The sequence below is a fragment of the Novosphingobium fluoreni genome (assembly GCF_014196615.1).
Lineage (GTDB): Bacteria > Pseudomonadota > Alphaproteobacteria > Sphingomonadales > Sphingomonadaceae > Novosphingobium > Novosphingobium fluoreni.
This window is the reverse complement of record NZ_JACIDY010000001.1, coordinates 141,393-160,218: the sequence shown is the minus strand read 5'-3', so window position 1 is coordinate 160,218 and position 18,826 is coordinate 141,393. Positions and strand designations below refer to the sequence as shown.

The 18,826-nt window shown below is 62.9% G+C and carries 21 protein-coding genes; 14 read left to right on the top strand and 7 right to left on the bottom strand.

What is annotated here, in order from left to right; all coding sequences use genetic code 11:
• Positions 1-141: 141 nt before the first annotated feature.
• Positions 142-1,746, top strand: a complete 1,605-nt coding sequence (gene nadB, locus GGR39_RS00745; protein WP_183615467.1) for an L-aspartate oxidase — start codon at positions 142-144, stop codon at positions 1,744-1,746.
• A gap of 54 nt (positions 1,747-1,800) precedes the next feature.
• Here the strand turns inward: nadB and GGR39_RS00740 are convergent, their stop codons facing one another.
• Positions 1,801-2,043: a GlsB/YeaQ/YmgE family stress response membrane protein gene (locus GGR39_RS00740; RefSeq protein WP_183615466.1), complete on the bottom strand. Its 243-nt coding sequence runs from the start codon at positions 2,041-2,043 to the stop codon at positions 1,801-1,803.
• A 465-nt stretch (positions 2,044-2,508) separates the two neighbouring features.
• On the opposite strand from GGR39_RS00740, the gene GGR39_RS00735 reads away from it, so the two are divergent.
• From GGR39_RS00735 to GGR39_RS00725, 3 genes are all read left to right on the top strand, one after another.
• Positions 2,509-4,491 (top strand): ribonucleoside-diphosphate reductase subunit alpha, encoded by a 1,983-nt coding sequence (locus GGR39_RS00735; RefSeq protein ID WP_425490571.1) that lies wholly within the window; start codon positions 2,509-2,511, stop codon positions 4,489-4,491.
• Positions 4,492-4,721: 230 nt separating this feature from the next.
• Positions 4,722-5,810: a DUF1440 domain-containing protein gene (locus GGR39_RS00730; RefSeq protein WP_183615464.1), complete on the top strand. Its 1,089-nt coding sequence runs from the start codon at positions 4,722-4,724 to the stop codon at positions 5,808-5,810.
• Positions 5,811-5,849: 39 nt separating this feature from the next.
• A complete protein-coding gene (locus GGR39_RS00725) occupies positions 5,850-6,029 on the top strand; it encodes a hypothetical protein (protein ID WP_183615463.1) in 180 nt (59 codons plus the stop codon).
• A gap of 127 nt (positions 6,030-6,156) precedes the next feature.
• Here GGR39_RS00725 and GGR39_RS00720 read toward each other — a convergent pair whose 3' ends face one another.
• Positions 6,157-6,384: a DUF2171 domain-containing protein gene (locus GGR39_RS00720; protein WP_183615462.1), complete on the bottom strand. Its 228-nt coding sequence runs from the start codon at positions 6,382-6,384 to the stop codon at positions 6,157-6,159.
• A gap of 179 nt (positions 6,385-6,563) precedes the next feature.
• Here GGR39_RS00720 and GGR39_RS00715 point away from each other — a divergent pair, with 179 nt between their 5' ends.
• The gene (locus tag GGR39_RS00715; protein ID WP_183615461.1) at positions 6,564-6,941 is read left to right on the top strand and encodes a DUF4440 domain-containing protein; all 378 of its coding nucleotides are present in this window, start codon (positions 6,564-6,566) and stop codon (positions 6,939-6,941) included.
• A gap of 41 nt (positions 6,942-6,982) precedes the next feature.
• On the opposite strand, the gene GGR39_RS00710 is transcribed toward GGR39_RS00715, so the two are convergent.
• Entirely contained in the window at positions 6,983-7,555 is a 573-nt protein-coding gene (locus tag GGR39_RS00710) for a DUF2171 domain-containing protein (RefSeq protein WP_183615460.1), read from the bottom strand.
• A gap of 341 nt (positions 7,556-7,896) precedes the next feature.
• Between GGR39_RS00710 and GGR39_RS00705 the strand changes: the two genes are divergently transcribed.
• The 3 genes from GGR39_RS00705 (at position 7,897) to GGR39_RS00695 (ending at position 11,446) form a co-directional block, all read left to right on the top strand.
• The gene (locus tag GGR39_RS00705; RefSeq protein WP_183615459.1) at positions 7,897-8,949 is read left to right on the top strand and encodes a ribonucleotide-diphosphate reductase subunit beta; all 1,053 of its coding nucleotides are present in this window, start codon (positions 7,897-7,899) and stop codon (positions 8,947-8,949) included.
• Positions 8,950-8,952: 3 nt separating this feature from the next.
• Positions 8,953-9,981 (top strand): DUF4062 domain-containing protein, encoded by a 1,029-nt coding sequence (locus tag GGR39_RS00700; RefSeq protein WP_183615458.1) that lies wholly within the window; start codon positions 8,953-8,955, stop codon positions 9,979-9,981.
• 130 nt (positions 9,982-10,111) lie between these two features.
• Complete coding sequence (locus tag GGR39_RS00695; RefSeq protein ID WP_183615457.1) at positions 10,112-11,446, top strand: oligosaccharide flippase family protein; 1,335 nt, start codon at positions 10,112-10,114, stop codon at positions 11,444-11,446.
• Between the two features lie 17 nt (positions 11,447-11,463).
• Here the strand turns inward: GGR39_RS00695 and GGR39_RS00690 are convergent, their stop codons facing one another.
• Positions 11,464-12,675 (bottom strand): glycosyltransferase, encoded by a 1,212-nt coding sequence (locus GGR39_RS00690; RefSeq protein WP_183615456.1) that lies wholly within the window; start codon positions 12,673-12,675, stop codon positions 11,464-11,466.
• A 268-nt stretch (positions 12,676-12,943) separates the two neighbouring features.
• On the opposite strand from GGR39_RS00690, the gene GGR39_RS00685 reads away from it, so the two are divergent.
• A complete protein-coding gene (locus tag GGR39_RS00685) occupies positions 12,944-13,327 on the top strand; it encodes a hypothetical protein (protein ID WP_058736193.1) in 384 nt (127 codons plus the stop codon).
• 95 nt (positions 13,328-13,422) lie between these two features.
• Here the strand turns inward: GGR39_RS00685 and spt are convergent, their stop codons facing one another.
• From spt to GGR39_RS00670, 3 genes are all read right to left on the bottom strand, one after another.
• Positions 13,423-14,673, bottom strand: coding sequence for a serine palmitoyltransferase (gene spt, locus GGR39_RS00680; protein WP_058736192.1), 1,251 nt, complete (start codon positions 14,671-14,673; stop codon positions 13,423-13,425).
• 6 nt (positions 14,674-14,679) lie between these two features.
• Entirely contained in the window at positions 14,680-14,919 is a 240-nt protein-coding gene (locus GGR39_RS00675; RefSeq protein WP_058736191.1) for an acyl carrier protein, read from the bottom strand.
• A 125-nt stretch (positions 14,920-15,044) separates the two neighbouring features.
• On the bottom strand, positions 15,045-15,407 hold the full coding sequence (locus tag GGR39_RS00670; protein ID WP_058736190.1) for a response regulator: 363 nt from the start codon (positions 15,405-15,407) through the stop codon (positions 15,045-15,047).
• On the opposite strand from GGR39_RS00670, the gene GGR39_RS00665 reads away from it, so the two are divergent.
• From GGR39_RS00665 to GGR39_RS00645, 5 genes are read left to right on the top strand one after another with little or no spacing between them, the layout of a single operon-like run.
• A complete protein-coding gene (locus tag GGR39_RS00665; RefSeq protein ID WP_082667931.1) occupies positions 15,394-15,759 on the top strand; it encodes a DUF3572 domain-containing protein in 366 nt (121 codons plus the stop codon). The two genes, GGR39_RS00670 and GGR39_RS00665, sit on opposite strands and share 14 nt — an antisense overlap.
• Positions 15,756-16,394, top strand: a complete 639-nt coding sequence (locus tag GGR39_RS00660; protein WP_183615455.1) for an HAD family hydrolase — start codon at positions 15,756-15,758, stop codon at positions 16,392-16,394. Before GGR39_RS00665 ends, GGR39_RS00660 begins: the two co-directional genes overlap by 4 nt.
• The gene (locus GGR39_RS00655; protein WP_183615454.1) at positions 16,391-16,861 is read left to right on the top strand and encodes a RidA family protein; all 471 of its coding nucleotides are present in this window, start codon (positions 16,391-16,393) and stop codon (positions 16,859-16,861) included. Before GGR39_RS00660 ends, GGR39_RS00655 begins: the two co-directional genes overlap by 4 nt.
• Entirely contained in the window at positions 16,833-17,681 is an 849-nt protein-coding gene (locus GGR39_RS00650) for a glycerophosphodiester phosphodiesterase family protein (protein ID WP_183615453.1), read from the top strand. Before GGR39_RS00655 ends, GGR39_RS00650 begins: the two co-directional genes overlap by 29 nt.
• Positions 17,678-18,814 (top strand): GNAT family N-acetyltransferase, encoded by a 1,137-nt coding sequence (locus GGR39_RS00645; protein WP_183615452.1) that lies wholly within the window; start codon positions 17,678-17,680, stop codon positions 18,812-18,814. Before GGR39_RS00650 ends, GGR39_RS00645 begins: the two co-directional genes overlap by 4 nt.
• Positions 18,815-18,826: the final 12 nt, after the last annotated feature.

Genomic DNA, 18,826 nt, shown 5'->3' with positions numbered 1-18,826 from the left:
ACCGCAAGAGTACCGGCGCGGCCCCCACGGCACCGGTACAGTAGGTGATAATACTTATCCCTCTTGGGCAAGCCACGCAATCGGCATCATTGCCCGTCACAAAAGATTGCGGGTGCTCCGCGATGGCGGCAAGGAGGCGGCATGGATGACCTGAATGCGGCCACGGGGCCGGCTTATGACGTGATCATCGTCGGCTCCGGCGCGGCCGGGCTGACGGCGGCGCTGGCGCTTGCGCAGACGCTAAAAGTGCTGGTGCTGGCCAAGGGCGAGCTGACCGGCGGCTCCACCGCCTGGGCACAGGGCGGCATTGCCGCAGTGCTCGATGCGGGCGATACCTTCGAAGACCATATCCGCGATACGATGGTGGCCGGGGCCGGGCTCAACCGTTTGGAGACGGTGGAATTCGTGATCGAGCGCGCGCCCCATGCGATCGAGCGGCTGGCGGAACTGGGGGTGCCGTTCAACACGGACGGCAATTCGCTGCATCTGACTCGTGAGGGGGGCCACTCGCACCGAAGGATCGTCCATGTCGACGATGCCACCGGCTGGGCAGTGCAGGCCGCGCTGCTGAAAGCGGCGCAGACCAATCCCAACATCACCCTGCTGCCGGGCCGCGCCTGTATCGATCTTATCACCGGGCGGCATGAGCAGCGCTATTCAGGCTCTGGCCGGGTCTGGGGCGTCTACGCGCTGGATCAGGAAACCGGCCAGGTGGAGGCGCATACCGCGCGGGCCACGATCCTTGCCACCGGCGGCGCGGGGCGCGTCTATCAGTTCAGCACCGCCCCACGCGGCGCGACCGGCGACGGCATCGCCATGGCGTGGCGCGCAGGAGCGCGAGTCTCCAACATGGAGATGATGCAGTTCCATCCGACCTGCCTCTACAATCTGGACGTGAAGAACTTCCTCATCACCGAGGCGGTGCGGGGCGAAGGCGGGCGGCTGATCAATCCGCGCACCGGCAAGCGCTTCATGACGTTCTACGATCCCGAGCGGCTGGAACTGGCCCCGCGTGACGTGGTGGCGCGCGCGATCGATTCGGAGATCAAGCGCTTCGGCCTGGATTACGTCCACCTCGATATCAGCCACCAGCCGCCCGAGTTCGTGCGCGAGCATTTCCCGACGATCTACGATAAGCTGCTGGGTCTGGGGCTGGACATGACGCGCCAGCCGATCCCGGTGGTGCCTGCCCAGCACTACACCTGCGGCGGCATCCTGATCGACATGAACGGCAAGACCGATCTGCCCGGCCTCTACGCCGCGGGCGAATGCACCGAAAGCGGCTTGCACGGGGCCAATCGCCTGGCCTCGAACTCGCTGCTGGAATGCTTCGTTTTCGGCGAGGCGGCCGCCGCGCATATCCTGGCGCAATGGGACGCCTTCGATGCCCCGCCGCCGGTCCGGGCGTGGGACGAAAGCCGCGTCATCGAGGCTGACGAGGAAGTGGTGATCAAGCAGAACTGGACGGAAATCCGCCGGTTCATGTGGAACTACGTGGGCATCGTGCGCACCACCAAGCGGCTGGAACGCGCCGCACACCGCATCAAGCTGCTGAACGACGAGATCGAGGAATATTACCGCCACTTCCGCGTCTCGACCGACCTGATCGAGTTGCGCAACCTGCTGCAAAGCGCCGATCTCATCGTGTGCTCGGCGCTCAAACGGCACGAAAGCCGGGGGCTGCACTACACGCTGGATTATCCCGAAACGGGTGCAGAGGCACGGGACACGGTGCTGGTGCCGTAAGCGCACTGCGCGCCACCTCCGCTAGACATGAGCGGAGGTAGAGACTGATGGCGCTCAGCTGATCCCGAACACCCGGCCCAGGAAGATCAGCACGATCGCGCCGATTACGGAGGCGAGGCAGCCAGCCCGGTTGAAATCCCCGGAACCCCGGCTGGCGACCAGTCCCGCGACGAGCGAGCCGCCGATGCCCAGCAGGATCGTGGCGATCCAGCCCATGTTGACCGAGCCAGGATAGAAAAAGCGTGCCAGCACGCCGATGATCAGGCCGCTGATGATGGCGCTGATGATGTTGATCATGAGCTAAGGCCCTTCCACGTCGATGATCCCCGAAGATGCTGTCGGAAACGCAGCACCCTCTTCGCGGTTGCGAGGGTACCTTAGCATTTCGCTCCGCCCGTCGCATGAGGGGAAGGCGCGGGCGATTGGTCGCAAGCGAGATTCGGTTCGGCGCGCGTAAATGTGGAAAAAGATTTAGTCCGATTTCGCGATTTGCCCCTTGCAGCCTGTCTGCGCGAAGGAGTCGCGCAGCTTCGCTATGAGGAGGCGGTTCGAAAGCCCCTCTTGCCGTCGATTCGCGAAACGCGCACTATGGGTTGTGGTTCTTTGCAGGAGGAGCCCTCAATACCTAGTTAAGCAGGGTCTCTCGCGCTTGGAGCGAAGCACCATCGGTGCAGCGTCTCAAGAACGGTAAGGCCAAGCTGTGAAGGAATTGAGGATGGCCCCGCCGCAAGGCCGATGAGATTGGCTTACAGGGGACGCAACGTGGACTTCAGACCGGGCAGCGAAGGGCAGATAGATACCGTGGACGCCGATCAGACCGTAATGCCGTTTGCCGAAAAGACGGCCCCGAGTTCGGGTAAGGGGCCGCGCCCGTCCGAAGAAGCGGTGAAGGCCGCGCCCGTGAAGGATGTACCCGCGAAGAAGGTCAGAGATTCAAAGACGATCAATGATCGCCGCTTCACCATCACCACTGACGATACGCGTGATTCGCTGCTGACGGAATTCGGCAAGGATACGCTGGACGATCGCTACCTGCTGCCGGGCGAGAAATACCAGGATCTCTTCGCGCGTGTGGCCGATGCCTATGCCGATGATCAGGACCACGCCCAGCGGCTTTACGATTACATCTCGAAGCTGTGGTTCATGCCCGCGACGCCGGTGCTGTCGAACGGCGGAACCGGTCGCGGCCTGCCGATCTCGTGCTACCTGAACTCGGTGGATGACAGCCTGGAAGGCATCGTCGCCACCTGGAACGAGAACGTCTGGCTCGCCTCGCGTGGCGGCGGCATCGGCACGTACTGGGGCGCGGTGCGTGGCATTGGTGAGCCGGTGGGCCTGAACGGCAAGACCAGCGGCATCATTCCCTTCGTCCGTGTGATGGATTCGCTGACGCTGGCGATCAGCCAGGGTTCGCTGCGCCGCGGCTCGGCGGCCTGCTACCTCGATGTCTCGCACCCCGAGATCGAGGAGTTCCTGGAAATCCGCAAGCCTTCGGGCGATTTCAACCGCAAGGCGCTCAACCTGCACCACGGCGTGCTGCTGACCGACGAGTTCATGGAAGCGGTGCGCAATGGCGACGAGTTCGCGTTGCGTAGCCCCAAGGACGGTTCGGTGCGCGGGAAGGTGGATGCGCGCTCGCTCTTCCAGAAGCTGGTCGAGACGCGCCTCGCGACCGGTGAGCCCTACATCGTGTTCTCCGATACGGTGAACCGCATGATGCCGCGCCACCATCGCGAGCTGGGGCTCAAGGTTTCCACCTCGAACCTGTGTTCCGAGATCACGCTGCCTACCGGCCGTGATCACCTGGGCAACGATCGCACCGCGGTGTGCTGTCTCTCCTCGCTCAACCTGGAAACCTGGGAGGAATGGCGCGCCGACAAGCGCTTCGTGGAAGACGTGCTGCGTTTCCTCGACAACGTGTTGCAGGACTATATCGACCGGGCGCCGGACGAGATGGCGCGCGCCAAGTACTCCGCCGCGCGTGAGCGTTCGGTGGGCATGGGCGTGATGGGCTTCCACTCGTACCTGCAGAAGAAGGGCATCGCCTTTGAAAGCGCGATGGCCAAGGCGCTGAACATGCAGATGTTCCAGTACATCAACCAGAAGGCCAACGAAGCCTCGATGCTGTTGGCGAACGAGCGTGGGCCGTGCCCCGACGCCGCCGACGTCGGCGTGATGGAGCGCTTCAGTTGCAAGATGGCGATCGCGCCCACCGCGTCGATCAGCATCATCTGCGGCGGCACCTCCGCCTGCATCGAGCCGATCCCGGCCAATATCTACACCCACAAGACGCTTTCGGGCAGCTTCGTGGTGAAGAACCCATATCTGGAAAAGCTGCTGGCTTCGAAAAGCAAGGATTCCAACAATGTGTGGAATTCGATCCTGGAGCATGGCGGCTCCGTCCAGCACCTCGACTTCCTCTCGCCTGAGGAAAAGGCGGTCTACAAGACCAGCTTCGAGATCGACCAGCGCTGGCTGCTGGAATTCGCGGCGGACCGCACGCCGTATATCGACCAGGCCCAGTCGCTCAACCTCTATATCCCGGCAGACGTCGACAAGTGGGACCTGATGATGCTGCACTTCCAGGCGTGGGAGCGCGGGATCAAGTCGCTGTACTATCTGCGCTCGAAGTCCGTGCAACGTGCCGGGTTCGCTGGCGGCGTCGAGGCGGACAATACCCCCGAGGCCCCCAAGTTCGCGATCGGCGAGACCACCGATTACGACGAGTGCCTCGCCTGCCAATAATGATCGCCTGCCGATAAGGATGGCCTGTCGCCGATACAGGCCATCACCCAATCCGAGTTGCCACCGCGAATGCCCTTCCCGGCCGATTTGATCGGTGGGGGAGGGCATTTGGCCGTTATGGCCGGCATGATCGGCGATGATCCAAGGGTTACGCGGAACCAAGCACCCGCGTCGTTCGTCCCTACGTCGAACCCACCGCGCCATCGCGCGGCTCAGGATTGGACGAGATCATGCTTCAGCAAACCACCGGCGTGGCCGGAACCGATACCGCCGTACAAAAGCGCCAAGCCGTCGACATCACCGTAACCCTGGCCGAGGGCGCGGCGGCGGGGGCTGTTGCCGGTCTGGCCGGGTCGGCGGTGATGGAGGTGTTCCAAACCTATTCCGCCGCGTTCTTCCAGCCCAAGGGTTCCAATCCGCCCGCCACCGAACAGGCCGCCCTGCGTGCCGCCAGGCTGGTCGGTACGACGCGCTTGCGCCGGGCCGATCGTGAGGCCGGAGGGCAGGCGGTCCACTATGTCTTCGGCACCCTCACCGGCGCGGCTTATGGTGCGCTGGCGGAAAAGGTGCCCGGCGTCACGCGCGGACGCGGTCTGGCCTTCGGCCTCGTATCGGCGCTGCTGATCGATCAGTTGGCGGTGCCTCTGCTGGGATTCGCCAAGCCGCCGTTGCGCTACACCTTGCGCACCCACCTTTACGGCTTCGCTTCGCACGCGGTCTTCGGCATCGTCACCGAAGCGGTGCGCAAGAGTTTGCGCAAGCGCAAGCCGGTCTTGCTGGAAAGCGCCGGGGCGCGATCGGGCATCACGTTGGCGGATGTTTCGGTGCCGCTGTTGCTGGGCCTCGCCAATGGCCAGCGCACGTTCACTCCACCCGCCGCCGTGACCATCGCCGCCGCCAGCCAGGGTTTGGGCTTGCAGGGAACGCCCCTCTCGTTCCTCACTTCGAAGTGGACTGGCGCGATCATGAGCGCGGCGGCGATTGGGGAGTATGTGGCGGACAAGCAGCCCAATACCCCGGCCCGCATCGCGGCACCGGGCGTGGCGAGCCGGTTGATCGGCGGTGCCCTGTCAGGCGCGGCGGCGGCACGGCCTGGGCGGGCGCTGGTCGCGGCCAGCCTTGGGGCTGCCGGCGCGCTGCTAGGCACGTACATCAGCTATCGCGCGCGCATGGTGCTGGCTCGCGCCGTAGGGCGTGATGCGCCGGTCGCATTCCTGGAGGATGCTCTTTCGATTGCCGGCTCGGCAGCGCTGGCGGGCTATGCCGCGCTGCGCGAAAGCCAGCGGGAAGCGCAGCATCGCCCTGATCTGGCTGCGTAAAACCTTGCTTCTTTTCGGTGCGGCGACAATGGACTGGCTATGGGCACTCTTGTCGCCGTTCTGTCTCAGCTGTTTTGGGGCGTCACTATTGGGGCGCTGACGGGTACCGTCGGCCTGATCCTGAAGGTGGTGCTGACGGCAGGCGGCGTGTTCGGTAGCGGTTTCGCGATCTTCAACTGGCGCAAACTGCGCGATCGTCTGTCGTTTCGCCGCCGCTGACACACGTCTCTCGCTCTGATCCGATACGAAAATGCCCCGGCGTCCTGTCGGACACCGGGGCCATCGCACGGCGGAAGAGGGGGAGGGGGAGGTCCGCCGTGGGAAACTCGTCATCAGATAAAGTGGCTCAGGCCTGACCCACGCCCATCGGAACGGGCGTACCCTGCTTCAGGTATATGCGGTTGTCATCAATCCGGTCGATCTGCTCGATCGCGATGAAGTGATGTGCACCATCAGAACTGTCGCTCTTGGTCAGCTTGATGCGATCGTCGACCACTTCATCGACAGTCCCGATATGCTGACCCGAATTATCGGCGATTTCCATGTGCTCTTTAATACGAAGCTTCTCAAACATGAAGGCGTTCCTGTATCGTGTCGTTGCTTACGACTAGAAAACGGAATTGAGTCTTCTTCGTTCCGTGATCTTGCCGCACTGGCGAAACGCTTCGCGGCGTGTCCTCGGGGGCAGGGAACCGTTACGATCACCGACGCTATTTGCTCTGTTCTAGCGAGGACACATTGAGGAGTACGCGCGTGGAAGACGATCGCATCTGGACGTTCGAAAAGGAATTATGGACCGGCGGCGCCGAGGTTTACGAACAGCGCGTCAGCAAGGATTGCGTCATGGCGCTACCGGCCGAACCTTATCTCTACACAGGGGAGCAAGCCACCGCGGCGGTGAAGGACACTCCGCGCTGGGAGGAAGTGGATTTTGCCGAAACACAGGTCAGCCGCCCGCAGGAAGGGCTGATCGTTATCGCCTACCGCGTGAAGGCAAAGCGCGGAGACAAAACCTACCACGCCCTTTGCACCAGCACCTTGCGCCGTTTGTCGCACGAAGAGTGGGACGTTGTGCAGCACCAGCAAACGCCACTCGGCGTGATAGTCGCCGATCCTGACGAGAAGGCCTGACGTGTTCCCCCTCTCTCGCCTGGCGAGAGAGGGGACGTCGTTCAGTCGGCGGCTTGGCCGAAAGAAGCGTCGCCCCGCCCGGCCAGCAGTACGCGCTCACCGTCGATCCCGTCGATCAGGCTGACGGGCAGGAAGGCCACGCCGTCATCATGAGGGTCGGTGGACGTCAGGCGGAGTCGCTCGCCATCCACCCCCGCCACGTAGCCCAGGGTGTGGCCGTAATTATCGACAACCGCCATGCCCTCGCGAACCGTGCCTTCGGGCGTGGCGAAACTGGCTGGCTCCTGCGTGCCGGACCGCTGCGGCTGCTGCTCGGCGCGAGAAGGCGGAGGAACGGTGCCGATCGCATCCTCAGGCTGGGTAAAGCGATCGCCGGTCCGCCCGGCAGGAGCATTTGCGCCCAAAGTCGATTGCGCCTCGGAGAAGTAGGGCTGCTCCATGCTCTCGGGCCCTTTGCCGTCCGCTACGGTCTCGGGCCGCTTTTCGTCGTGCGGGGCAGCATCAGGGCCGCGATAGGGCGAAACTGCATCAGGCTGGCCCGGTTCCGCGATGGAAGCGCCCCCGCCCGAGGTCTGCGACTGGCTTTGCGACTGATTTTTCGATGAGTCCGACAAGGGGCCTGCTCCGGTATGTCATGCCGCGAAAGCTTGCGGCCTTTCCCGCAACAATGAATGGCCGCACCGGGCGGTTCCATGCCGGAGGAAATGCCCGTCGCGCATCCCGCACGCCGCGGCGGATACAAGACCTTGCGGGTGAAATGGGCGGCGACCACAAGATATCTGCACCACGCGTCTGTGGACAACGCATTTCGTTCCGATTCTGTACCTCCAAATTTGCCGCAAAATGCTTATCTTCCTGGCAATGCCATGGCGCTGCGTGATCGCGCGCGTCTTCGGCTGCGGGGCGGCTGGTGTCGCCCTCGCCGCCGCTCATTGCCTTTGCCGGAGTATCCGCCATGCCTCTTCTCGAAGCCCGCAAGACCTACAAGCCCTTCGAGTATCCCTGGGCCTACGACATGTGGAAGCGCCAGCAGCAGATCCACTGGATGCCTGAGGAAGTGCCGCTGGGTGAGGATTGCCGCGACTGGGCGCAAAAGATTTCGGATCATGAGCGCAACCTGCTGACCCAGATCTTCCGCTTCTTCACGCAGGCCGATGTGGAGGTGCAGGATTGCTACCACGAGAAATACGCCCGCGTCTTCAAGCCCACCGAGATCAAGATGATGCTGGCCGCCTTCTCCAATATGGAGACGGTGCATATCGCCGCCTACAGCCACCTGCTCGACACCATCGGCATGCCCGAGAGCGAGTACGGCATGTTCCTGGAATATGAGGAGCTGAAGGCCAAGCACGATTACCTGCACACCTTCGGTGTCGATACGGACGAGGATATCGCCCGGACGCTGGCCATGTTCGGTGGCTTCACCGAGGGGCTGCAGCTGTTCGCCAGCTTCGCGATGCTGATGAACTTCCCGCGCTTCAACAAGATGAAGGGCATGGGGCAGATCGTCAGCTGGTCCGTGCGCGATGAGAGCTTGCATTGCGAAGGCATCACCAAGCTGTTCCACGCCTTCACCAAGGAGCGCGGCTGCCTGACCAAGGCGGTGAAGGAAGACATCATCGATTGCTGCCAGAAGACGGTGCGGCTGGAAGACGCCTTCATTGATCTGGCATTCGAGCAGGGCCCGGTCCCCGGCATGAGCGCCAAGGAGATCAAGCGCTACATCCGCTACATCGCCGACTGGCGCCTGGGCCAGCTCGGCCTGCCCGAGATCTACATGATCGAGGACCACCCGCTGCCCTGGCTGCAGCCGCTGCTGAACGGCGTGGAGCACGCCAACTTCTTCGAAACCCGCGCCACCGAATATTCCAAAGGCGCCACCCGCGGCAACTGGGGCGACGTGTGGAGCAACTTCGACTCCCGCCGCAAGGCCCGGACGGGCGAAGAAGCCAACGACGAAGTGGAACTGGTACCGGGCCTGTTCGGCGAAAGCGTCGCGGCGGAATAGGTGATGTTTGGCGACGTTCGATACCAAGTCTTTATTTCTTCGACTTACGAAGACTTGCGTGAAGAGCGTCAACAGGTAACTCAAGCTATACTCGAGTTAGGTCACATGCCAGTTGGTATGGAGCTATTTCCTGCTTCGGATCTGAGGCAAGCAGATCTGATACGAAAAGTAATCGACGAATCTGATTATTATGTAGTTTTAGTTGGTGGACGCTACGGCTCTATTGATGAAAGTACGGGAAGTAGCTTTACGGAGATGGAGTATGATTACGCTCTAACTCGTAACATTCCTCTATTAGGATTTGTGAGGGATGAAATTGGTGCCATTCCGGGCAAGTATCTGGAAACGGACCCTGCAAAAAAAGAGAAGCTTGAAGCGTTTCGAGCGAAAGTTTTAAAACGCACATGCCGGAAGTTTTCAGACCCTCTAGAGCTTGGCTTACATGTGCTTAAAAGCTTAGTAAGTGAAATTCGCTTAGCTCCTCAGATTGGATGGGTACGAGCTGACCAAGCCAAATCGATTGCTGATATCAGCCGTGAGCAAGAACTAAGAGAACTTTCGGAGAGACAAAAAGCCGAAATAACTCGTTTGAAAAAGCAACTGCGAGATGGATCTTTGGTGCTGGATGACGAAGTGAAGACTCCAAGCGGAAAAGACAAATTTGCCATTTCGCTGACGTACAATGATCGAGAGAAGCAGCTCACCAGATCGGATATAGAATATACATACGATGATCTGCTAAAGATCATTGGTCCTTCAATGTTCGGCTATATCCAGCGGCGACCCGGTCGCGGCGGCGCATATAGCTTCGAAGGAAATATAATAGATGCGGCTAGAATGAAAATCTATGAAGATGCAGGAAGTATACAGATAAATCTGTTAAGCCATCAGATTGACATTCTTCTTCTCCATTTAAAACAAATGGGCATATTAGAATTCGCAGAAACAAAGGATGAGGATGGTGGGTATTTTCGTGGAATGACACTCACCGAATACGGCGAACGCTATTTGACTACAATCTCTCTCATATAAAATTTACACGATTATAGATGAATGTCGGTGGATTGAATAGACTGAAATTCAAGCCAGAATTATAATTCTGGTCGACTATAGGTATAAGGATGAGTTGAATGGATCGGCTATTGCAGCGCACGCCGATCGCATGACCGCCAAATCTTCCATCGCCAGCAAGTCGCTCTGGACGATCGGGACGTATGCCGCGTCGGCGTCGATCCGGTTTGGCAGCAATATCGTGCTCTCGCGGTTGCTGGGGCCGGAGATCCTGGGCGTGGTCGTGATTGCGCAGGCGATCCGCACCGGGTGTGATCTGCTGACCGACCTCGGGCCGGAGCAGAATGTCGTCCACAGTCCGCATGGCGAGGACGAGCGGTTCCTCAATTCGCTCTGGACTCTGCAGGTCGTGCGCGGGTTGCTGGTCTCGCTCGCCTGTCTGGCGCTGACGCCGGTGCTGGCGCGGTTCTATCGGATCGACTGGGCGATCCTGGCGGTGGTGAGCGCCGCGCCGTTCCTCAATTCGCTGATGTCCACCTCGATCTTCAGCGCGGCCAAGCGGCTGGACGTGAAGGCGCGCAACCTGTTCGAACTGAGCGCGGAGGCGGTGGGCCTTGTCATCACCTTGGTGCTGGCGTTGAGCTTGCGCAATGTGTGGGCGCCGGTGCTGGGTATCCTGCTCTCGATCGCGGCCCGCTCGGCGATGACGTACCTGATGCCCCACCCGCGCCACCGGCTGCTGCTGGACAAGGTGCATGCGCCCGCGATTTTCCACTTCAGCAAGTGGATCATGCTCTCCTCGCTGTCCTTCTACGCGGCGATCTATGTCGATCGGCTGTTCCTGGGGCGCGTGGTGCCGCTGGCGACGCTGGGCGTCTATGGCCTCGCCCGCGCGATCTCTGACTTGCCCAACACGGTGGCCGGGCGGCTGGCGTTCCAGATCGTGTTTCCCTTTGTAGCAAAGCACCAGAACGAGTTGGAGCCCGGGTCGCCCGCCCGCCGCGAACTGGCGCAGACACGGCGCAACTTCCTGCTGTTGGTACTAGTGGGCATCGCCACCGTCATGGCTTGGTCGGACTGGGCGGTGCACATCCTCTACGGCAACCGCTATGCCGAGGCGGGGTGGATGCTGTGCCTGCTGCTGATCGGCGGTTGGATCGCGGTGCTGTCCTCCTTGAACGAGGCGACCGTGTTTGGCCGGGGCGAGCCGCAGAACGTGGGCCTGGCGAACCTGGTCCGCTTCCTATCGATGGGCGGGGTGCTGTGGCTGGGCTTCCATTGGGCGGGGCTGCCCGGCGCGCTGCTGGCGCTGCCGGCCAGCGAACTGGCGCGCTATGCCATCCTTATGCGCGCGCAATTGCGGCTTAAAACCACGTTCGTGGCGCAGGATCTGGCTTTGAGTGCGGGGCTGGTGGCTCTGTTCGCCGGGTGGGTGGCGCTGCGCCTTTCCCTCGGGCTGGGGGTGCCCTGGGCCCTGATCGGCTGAAGCCAAGGGCGACAGGCCTAGGCGCGCTGCATCAATTCGGCGCGATGGGCATAGACTGCATCCTCGGTATAGAGCCGCCCGCTCTGCGCCGCAGCGCCGACCAAGGCGCTCAGGGCGGCGCGATCGCGATGAAGGCTCAGGACCGCCTGCGCCAGCGCCTTTGGATCACCCTGGGGAGTGAAGCGTCCGCCGCCATGCTGGGCGACAAGACCGCGCGGATAGGCGCTGTCGTACCCCACGATCGGGCAGCCGCAGACCAGCGCCTCGATCAGGCAGCGCGCGGATTCCGGCGTCTTGTGGCAGAACAGCAGCAGGTCGGCGGCTTTCAGGCGGTCCAGCAGCACATTGCGCCGCCCTTCGAAGCCGGGAAAGGTCACCATGCCGCCCAGGCCCAACTGCTTGGCCTTGTCGAGCAAGGCCGGAAGATCGGGGCCATCGCCGATCCATGTGGCGCGAAACGGCACATCAGCCCGGTGCAACGCCTGCAACGTCTCCAGCCACTCGAATGGTCCCTTCATCGCGGTTGCCCGACCGGGGTAGATTATCTCCAGGGGCGCGCCGGAAAGGATGCGCGCCTGCTTCGCCGCCAGCGAAGCGGCGTCGATCTGCTCGTCGGCATGGGTGTGGATGTCATAGGTGCAGTGCGGATCGGGCGCGGATCGGGCGTAGTATTCAAAGGTATCGCCACCTTGCAGCAGGGCGACCGCGCTCTGGCGCAAGGCGTGGCGGATCAGACCCTGCGCGGGCGGCAGCCAAAGCTCTGCGGCCAGGCGCTTCAGCGGCGATCCGGCGGCGCGGCTGCGGATGATCGGCGGCTCCACCCGGTCTATCCATGCGGAGTAGCGCCGTTTCTGCCGGATCGCCTCCAGCGCAGCCACGAAAGGCCAGTCGCCCAGGACCGTGCCCAGAGTGAAGCACAAGTGGCTATGTTGCGGGATCGCTGAGCGGAACTGGCGGCGCACCGCAGGCAGGGCGCGGAGCATGGCGGCGGGGCCATACCCTTGCGGCAGGCCGAACAACCGCAGCTTCTGCCCAAGGATACCCTCATTCGTATCGACCCAGGCAGACGTGCTGGGCCCCTGCGTCAGGATGCCGTAGAACGAGACGCGATCAAAATGGCGGCACCATTGCCGCAACCCGGCAGCGGTCTGGTCGTCGATCTGCAGGCCGTTCGGGCCGAGCCGCATGTGGACGTGGGTGACCAGGAGCAGCGTGTTCAGGTCCTGCATGTCCGGCCCCGCATCCCCGGCATTTCCCTTGAAGTTTCGCTGTGCCCGCCTTTCGCAGCTTCCCCGGCGCGGCGCCAGAGCAAAGCATAGGAGTCAGCGCTGGTAGAAAATCGCCTTTGGCATATCCATATCATTGTCTCGCACCATGGCGTTTGTCGCGTGGAGGCGTCGTCTGGTCGACGCAGCCGGTTCGGTGTCAGCTTATGTGCAACTTGCGCGCGGCACGCGGCATTCTCAGGGCAAACGCCTAGTTGATGGAAGAATTCTGATGATCAAGATCATGCTTTTCGCCGCCGGAGCGGCCCTTGCGGCGGCGTCTCCCACGATCGCGCAAGACGGCACCACTGTCGATCCGGCCGACAATGCGGCCCTGAACGACCCAAACGTGATGACAGTGCGCAACGTGACGCGCACGGAAATGGCGCATGGGCTGCAGATTTTCGACGCAGGCGGCAAGCCGGTCGGCATGGTAGAGCGGATGTCGGGCAACGACGTGATCATCAGCAGCGGCACGCGTGAGTACACGGTGCCGATCACCGACTTCTATGCCTATAACCAGCACGGGCAGGACTATTTCGCGACGCGTACGCCGAAGGCTACGCTGGAAGCGCAGTCCTCGACCAGCGGCACCAAACCGATCGCTATGCGGTGAGGACGAGGCGGCAGCCGAGGCTGGCACACCGCTAGCTTGGTTGCCCGCAGGGTGAGAGGCGGGCGGAGGCTGCCCAGCCCCCGCCCGCGCATCCCTCAGAGAATGCCGGCTTTCACTCCGGCGCGCTGGAACATGCCGACGATCTGCTGAACCTGCTCCGCCGTATGTGCGGCGCACAGCGAGCAGCGCAGCAGCGTCATGTTGGCGGGCGTTGCAGGCGGGCGGGCAAGGTTCACGTAGAGCCCCTCGTGCAGCAGGGCTTCCCACATCGCCGCACCGCGCTCCAGGTCGGGCATGATGACTGCGATGATGGCGCTTTGGGGGGTTTCGGTGCCAAGGTGAAAGCCCGCGGCCTTGAGCGCCGCGTGCAACGTGCGTGAATTCTCCCACAGATGCGCGCGCTTGTCGGCCGCATGCATCAGCTTGCGGATCGACGTGCAGGCGGTGGCGACGACGCTGGGCGGCAAGCTGGCGGTGAACACGTAAGGGCGGCAGACCAGCCGCATGATCTCGAACTTGGGATGGTTCGAGACGCAGAAGCCTCCGACGGTGCCGACCGACTTGGAGAAGGTGCCGATCACGAAATCGACGTCGTCCAGGCAGCCCTGATCCTCGGCCACGCCGCGCCCGTTGGGGCCGATGAAGCCCATCGAATGCGCTTCGTCCACCAGCACCATCGCGCCATGCTTCTTGGCGACGGCGATCATCTCCTTGAGCGGGGCGATATCGCCCATCATGGAATAGACGCCTTCCAGGATCACCAGCTTGCCCGCGCCTTCGGGAATGCGCCTCAGGCGCTTTTCCATGGCCTCCAGGTCGTTGTGCTTGAACGGCACGACTTCGGCGTCACCCATCTTGCAGCCGTCCCAGATCGAGGCGTGGCTGTCGATGTCGAGGATGATGTAGTCGCCCTTGCCGGCGATGGTGGAGATGATGCCCAGGTTCGCCTGGTAGCCGGTGGAGAACACCATGGCATGATCCATGGCGTAGAACTCGCACAAGGCTTGCTCGACCGCCTTGTGGCCTGAATAGGTACCATTGAGCACCCGGCTGCCGGTGGTGCCCGAGCCGAAGTCGGTCAGCGCCTTCTGGCCCGCCTCGATCACGTCGGGATCGAAGGTCATGCCCATGTAGTTGTAGGTGCCCAGCAGGATCGTCTCGCGCCCGTTGCAGATCGCCGTGGTGGGCGAAAGCACCCGGTCCATCACCAGGCTGAAGGGATCTTCCACGCCCGAGTCGAGCAGGTTGCGGCGCATCTCAATCAGCGGATCGAACTTGCTGAACAAGTCAGGCTGGCCGCCCTCGATAACCTCGGGCTGGTCTGGCTGGTTTACGGCTTCGGTCATGTTAGATCAGCCCTTCAGCTTCACCACGGCGTCGATCAGCTGGCCGTAGTTTTCGATCTCGGCCTGCTGATTCATGCTGATGATGATATCGAACTCGTCCTCGATGGCGGCCACGAAATCCATGATAGTCAGGCTGTCGAATTCCAGATCGTCGGTGAAGCGGGTGGCGTCGGTGATGGCCACGCCCTTCTTGTTGAACGGTTCGATCAGGGCGTCGATGCGGGCCTTGGTGGCTTCGCGGTCCATGGGTCTGCTCCGAATTGCTTTGCGGCGCTTGTGGCCTCAGAATGGGGCGCAAAAGCGGCGATGGGGGTAGGGTGTCAAGCCTTAGAGGACCATTCGCGGCGCGGCGTGCGGCGAACGCAGTGCGTTTAGACGAGCGCCCGAACCGCCTGCATGAACGGTCCGATCGATACCGGCTTGGCCAGATACCCCTCCGCCCCGGCCTCACGAATGCGTTCCTCGTCGCCCTTGCCGGCGTAGGCGGTCACCGCCAGCACCGGGATGGTCCGCAAGACGGGGTCCTTTTTCGCCGCCTCGATCAGGTCCAGCCCGGAGACGTTGGGCAGCTGGATATCCATGATGATCAGGTTCGGCACGAACTCGCGCGCCCGTTCCAGCGCGTCGCGGCCATCGGCGACCGGCTCCACCGCGAAGCCCTGGCTTTTCAGGACGTCGCAGAACAGCTTTCGATTGAGGTCGTTGTCCTCGACAACGAGAATGCGCTTTGCCATTCGGTTCGCGACCCTATCTACCATATGGCATGAATGCTCATCCGCCCTCTATGGCACCGACACGAGGCTGACAATTCCCACTCCTACGCAAAACTCCGGAGGCGGCGATCCGCAAACGCTGGCGCTGAACGCGCTGGGCTGGATCGTCATCGACGATGATCGTGCCGGGCGCTTTCTGGCGCTGACCGGATTGACCCCTGACGAACTGCGCGCCTCGCTGGGCTATCCCTCCACGCTGGCGGCGGTTCTTGAATATCTTTGCGGCCATGAGCCGGACCTGATCGCGGCGGCCGAGGCGCTGGGCTGCCGCCCGCAGGACCTGGTCGCCGCTCGCGAAAGGCTTACCGCATGAACCGCCCCCTGGTGATAACCGATTGCGACGAAGTGCTGCTGCACATGATATCGCATTTCCGCGACTGGCTGGCCGAGGAGGAGGGCATGACCTTCGACATGTCCCGCCACGATTTCGCCAATGCCATCACCAACAGCCTCACCGGCGAGAAGCTGGAGCAGAAGGCGATCTGGGAACTGCTCAACAAGTTCTTTGACGAGCAGATGCATCGCCAGACCGCCGTGGCAGGCGCGATCGATGCCATCGGGACGCTAAGCCAGGAGGCCGACGTGGTGGTGCTGACCAACCTGATGGATCACCGCCGCGATTCGCGCACCAGACAGCTGCTGGAGCATGGCCTGGATCTGCGCGTCTTCACCAACCAGGGGCCCAAGGGTCCGGCGTTGAAGGCGATCCTGGACGAGTACCAACCCAGCCGGGCCGCGTTCATCGATGATCTGCCGCAGCATCACGATTCGGTCAGCGCCATCGCGCCCGAGGTTTCGCGCCTGCATCTGTGCGCCGAGCCGCTGATCGCGCCCAACATCACTTGCGCGCACAAGGCGGGCCACGCCCATGCGCGAATCGATAACTGGGCGGAGGCCGCTCCCTGGCTGCTCTCCCGCCTGCATGACGAAGAAAAGGAACAGGCATGAGCGATAACGCAATCGAAGCCCGTCTGGCCGAACTCGGTCTGAGCCTGCCTGAGCCGGCAGCGCCCGTGGCGGCCTACGTGCCGGTGGTGATCGCGGGCGGCCTGGCGCATGTCTCGGGGCAATTGCCCTTCATCTCCGGCAAGCTCGTCACCGGGCGGCTGGGTGAGGATGTCCAGGTGGAAGACGGCGTGCTGGCGGCGCAGGCCTGCGCGGTGATGATCCTGGCGCAATTGAAAAAGGCGCTGGGCTCGCTCGATCGCGTGGAGCAGATCGTCAAGCTGGGTGGCTTTGTCAGCTCCACCCCCGGCTTCACCGATCAGCCCAAGGTGATCAACGGCGCGTCCGAACTGATGGCGGCAGTCTTCGGCGAGGCGGGACAGCATGCCCGCAGCGCGGTGGGCGTGCCGGTGCTGCCGCTGGGTGCCGCGGTCGAGGTTGATGCGATTGTCGCTGTCCGGCCTCTTTGATTTTCTGACACTGGACCGCTGGCGCGCTCCGCCGCCCGACCCGCGCAAGGTCGAGTGGGTGGGCGCGCAGGACTACGCCCATCGCGGCCTGCATGGCCCGGGCGTGCCGGAAAACTCGCTCGCCGCTTTTCGCGCCGCGGTCGAGGCCGGGCTGGGCATCGAACTGGACGTCCAGCGCTCCGGTGATGGGCAGGCGGTGGTGTTCCACGACAGCACGCTTGAGCGGCTGACCGGTACCGAGGGTGAGATCGGCCGATACAGCGCCGAGCAATTGGGCCGAATCGCGTTGGAAGGCTCGGCCGAGACGATCCCCACGCTGCGCCAAGTGCTCGCCGTGATCGGGGGGCGCGTGCCTGTTCTGATCGAGATCAAGACGCAGCGGCGCGATCGCGTCGCGGCCTTGTGCCTCGCCGTGCGCCGGGTGCTGGAGGGCTATGTGGGACATCACGCGGTCATCAGTTTCGATCCGCGCGTTTCGCGCTGGTACTGCCGGCACTCGTCTCACACCGTCCGTGCGCTGACTATCAGCGAGGGAGAGGACCGGGCGCTGGCAGGCATGATCCGCCGCCGCCTGGCCTTGTGGCATGCCCGGCCGGACTTTCTGACCTACGACATCCGCGACTTGCCCAGCCGCTTCGCCACGCGCCAGCGGGCCCGGGGCCTGCCGATCGTGACCTGGACGGTCAGCAGCGCGATGCATCGCGAACGGGCGCTGCTACATGCCGATGCGGATATCATCGAGGGTGAGGGGATTGAGGCCGATCAGTCGCAGCCGGCTCAGTCGCTCACCGACAGCTCCCATCCGGGCGATCCGGCATGAGCGAAGGCGATATCATCGCGAAAGTGGCGGGCGGGGTGTCCGATCTGCCCGCGGCGGAGTGGGACGCGCTGACCGATGGCGGCAATCCCTTCGTCAGCCACGCGTTCCTGGCAGCGATGGAGAATTCGCGCAGCGTCGGCGGGCGCAGCGGCTGGGCCCCCGCGCCGATCCTTATCGAAGCGGCGGACGGCACGCTGGCAGGCGCGCTGCCGGCCTATCTCAAGCAGCACAGCCAGGGCGAGTACGTCTTCGATCATGCTTGGGCGGACGCCTGGCAACGCGCCGGCGGTTCCTATTATCCCAAGCTGCAGATCGCGGCGCCGTTTACCCCCGCCACCGGCCCGCGCATCCTGACACGACAACCCGGACTGGCCCTGCCACTGCTGCGCGCCGCCGAAGCCTTGTGTGAGCAGCACGGCCTGTCTTCGGCGCACGCCACATTCCTCTCGCCTGAGCAGGTGCCGTTGTTCAAGGAGGCGGGCTGGCTGCTGCGCGAGGACACCCAGTTTCACTGGTATAATCGCGGCTACGACAGCTTCGACGCGTTCCTGGAGGCGTTATCCTCCCGCAAGCGCAAGGACTTGCGCAAGGAGCGGGCCAAGGCCCAGGAAGGCGTGACGATCCGCGCGATCACCGGCCCGGACTTGCGCGACGAGCATTGGGACGCCTTCTGGCTGTTCTACCAGGACACCGGGCAGCGCAAATGGGGGCAACCCTACCTTACCCGAGAAGCTTTCACGCTGCTGGGCGAGACCATGGCGGACAAGATCCTGTTGGTGCTGGCATATGACGGTGATGAGCCGGTGGCAGGCGCGCTCAACTTCATTGGGGATGAGGCGCTCTACGGTCGCTATTGGGGCGCGCTGGTGGACAAGCCGTTCCTGCATTTCGAGCTGTGCTATTATCAGGCGATCGACGCGGCGATCGCGCTGGGCCTTTCACGCGTGGAGGCAGGGGCGCAGGGCGGGCACAAGCTGGCGCGCGGTTATGAACCGGTGCCGACGATCTCGGCCCACTACATCGTTCATCCCGGCTTTCGCGAGGCTATCGCCGATTTTCTCCAGCGAGAGCGGCAGGGCGCCGAGCAGGAGCGAGAATGGCTGGGGGATCGTACGCCGTTCAAGAAGGGCTGACGAAGCCTCCCA

Coding starts and splice junctions, on each gene's coding strand:
- nadB (WP_183615467.1), top strand. CDS start 142: ATGGATGACCTGAATGCGGCCACGGGGCCGGCTTATGACGTGATCATC.
- GGR39_RS00740 (WP_183615466.1), bottom strand. CDS start 2,043: ATGATCAACATCATCAGCGCCATCATCAGCGGCCTGATCATCGGCGTG.
- GGR39_RS00730 (WP_183615464.1), top strand. CDS start 4,722: ATGCTTCAGCAAACCACCGGCGTGGCCGGAACCGATACCGCCGTACAA.
- GGR39_RS00725 (WP_183615463.1), top strand. CDS start 5,850: ATGGGCACTCTTGTCGCCGTTCTGTCTCAGCTGTTTTGGGGCGTCACT.
- GGR39_RS00720 (WP_183615462.1), bottom strand. CDS start 6,384: ATGTTTGAGAAGCTTCGTATTAAAGAGCACATGGAAATCGCCGATAAT.
- GGR39_RS00705 (WP_183615459.1), top strand. CDS start 7,897: ATGCCTCTTCTCGAAGCCCGCAAGACCTACAAGCCCTTCGAGTATCCC.
- GGR39_RS00700 (WP_183615458.1), top strand. CDS start 8,953: ATGTTTGGCGACGTTCGATACCAAGTCTTTATTTCTTCGACTTACGAA.
- GGR39_RS00695 (WP_183615457.1), top strand. CDS start 10,112: ATGACCGCCAAATCTTCCATCGCCAGCAAGTCGCTCTGGACGATCGGG.
- GGR39_RS00690 (WP_183615456.1), bottom strand. CDS start 12,675: ATGCAGGACCTGAACACGCTGCTCCTGGTCACCCACGTCCACATGCGG.
- GGR39_RS00685 (WP_058736193.1), top strand. CDS start 12,944: ATGATCAAGATCATGCTTTTCGCCGCCGGAGCGGCCCTTGCGGCGGCG.
- spt (WP_058736192.1), bottom strand. CDS start 14,673: ATGACCGAAGCCGTAAACCAGCCAGACCAGCCCGAGGTTATCGAGGGC.
- GGR39_RS00675 (WP_058736191.1), bottom strand. CDS start 14,919: ATGGACCGCGAAGCCACCAAGGCCCGCATCGACGCCCTGATCGAACCG.
- GGR39_RS00665 (WP_082667931.1), top strand. CDS start 15,394: ATGCGCTTTGCCATTCGGTTCGCGACCCTATCTACCATATGGCATGAA.
- GGR39_RS00670 (WP_058736190.1), bottom strand. CDS start 15,407: ATGGCAAAGCGCATTCTCGTTGTCGAGGACAACGACCTCAATCGAAAG.
- GGR39_RS00660 (WP_183615455.1), top strand. CDS start 15,756: ATGAACCGCCCCCTGGTGATAACCGATTGCGACGAAGTGCTGCTGCAC.
- GGR39_RS00655 (WP_183615454.1), top strand. CDS start 16,391: ATGAGCGATAACGCAATCGAAGCCCGTCTGGCCGAACTCGGTCTGAGC.
- GGR39_RS00650 (WP_183615453.1), top strand. CDS start 16,833: ATGCGATTGTCGCTGTCCGGCCTCTTTGATTTTCTGACACTGGACCGC.
- GGR39_RS00645 (WP_183615452.1), top strand. CDS start 17,678: ATGAGCGAAGGCGATATCATCGCGAAAGTGGCGGGCGGGGTGTCCGAT.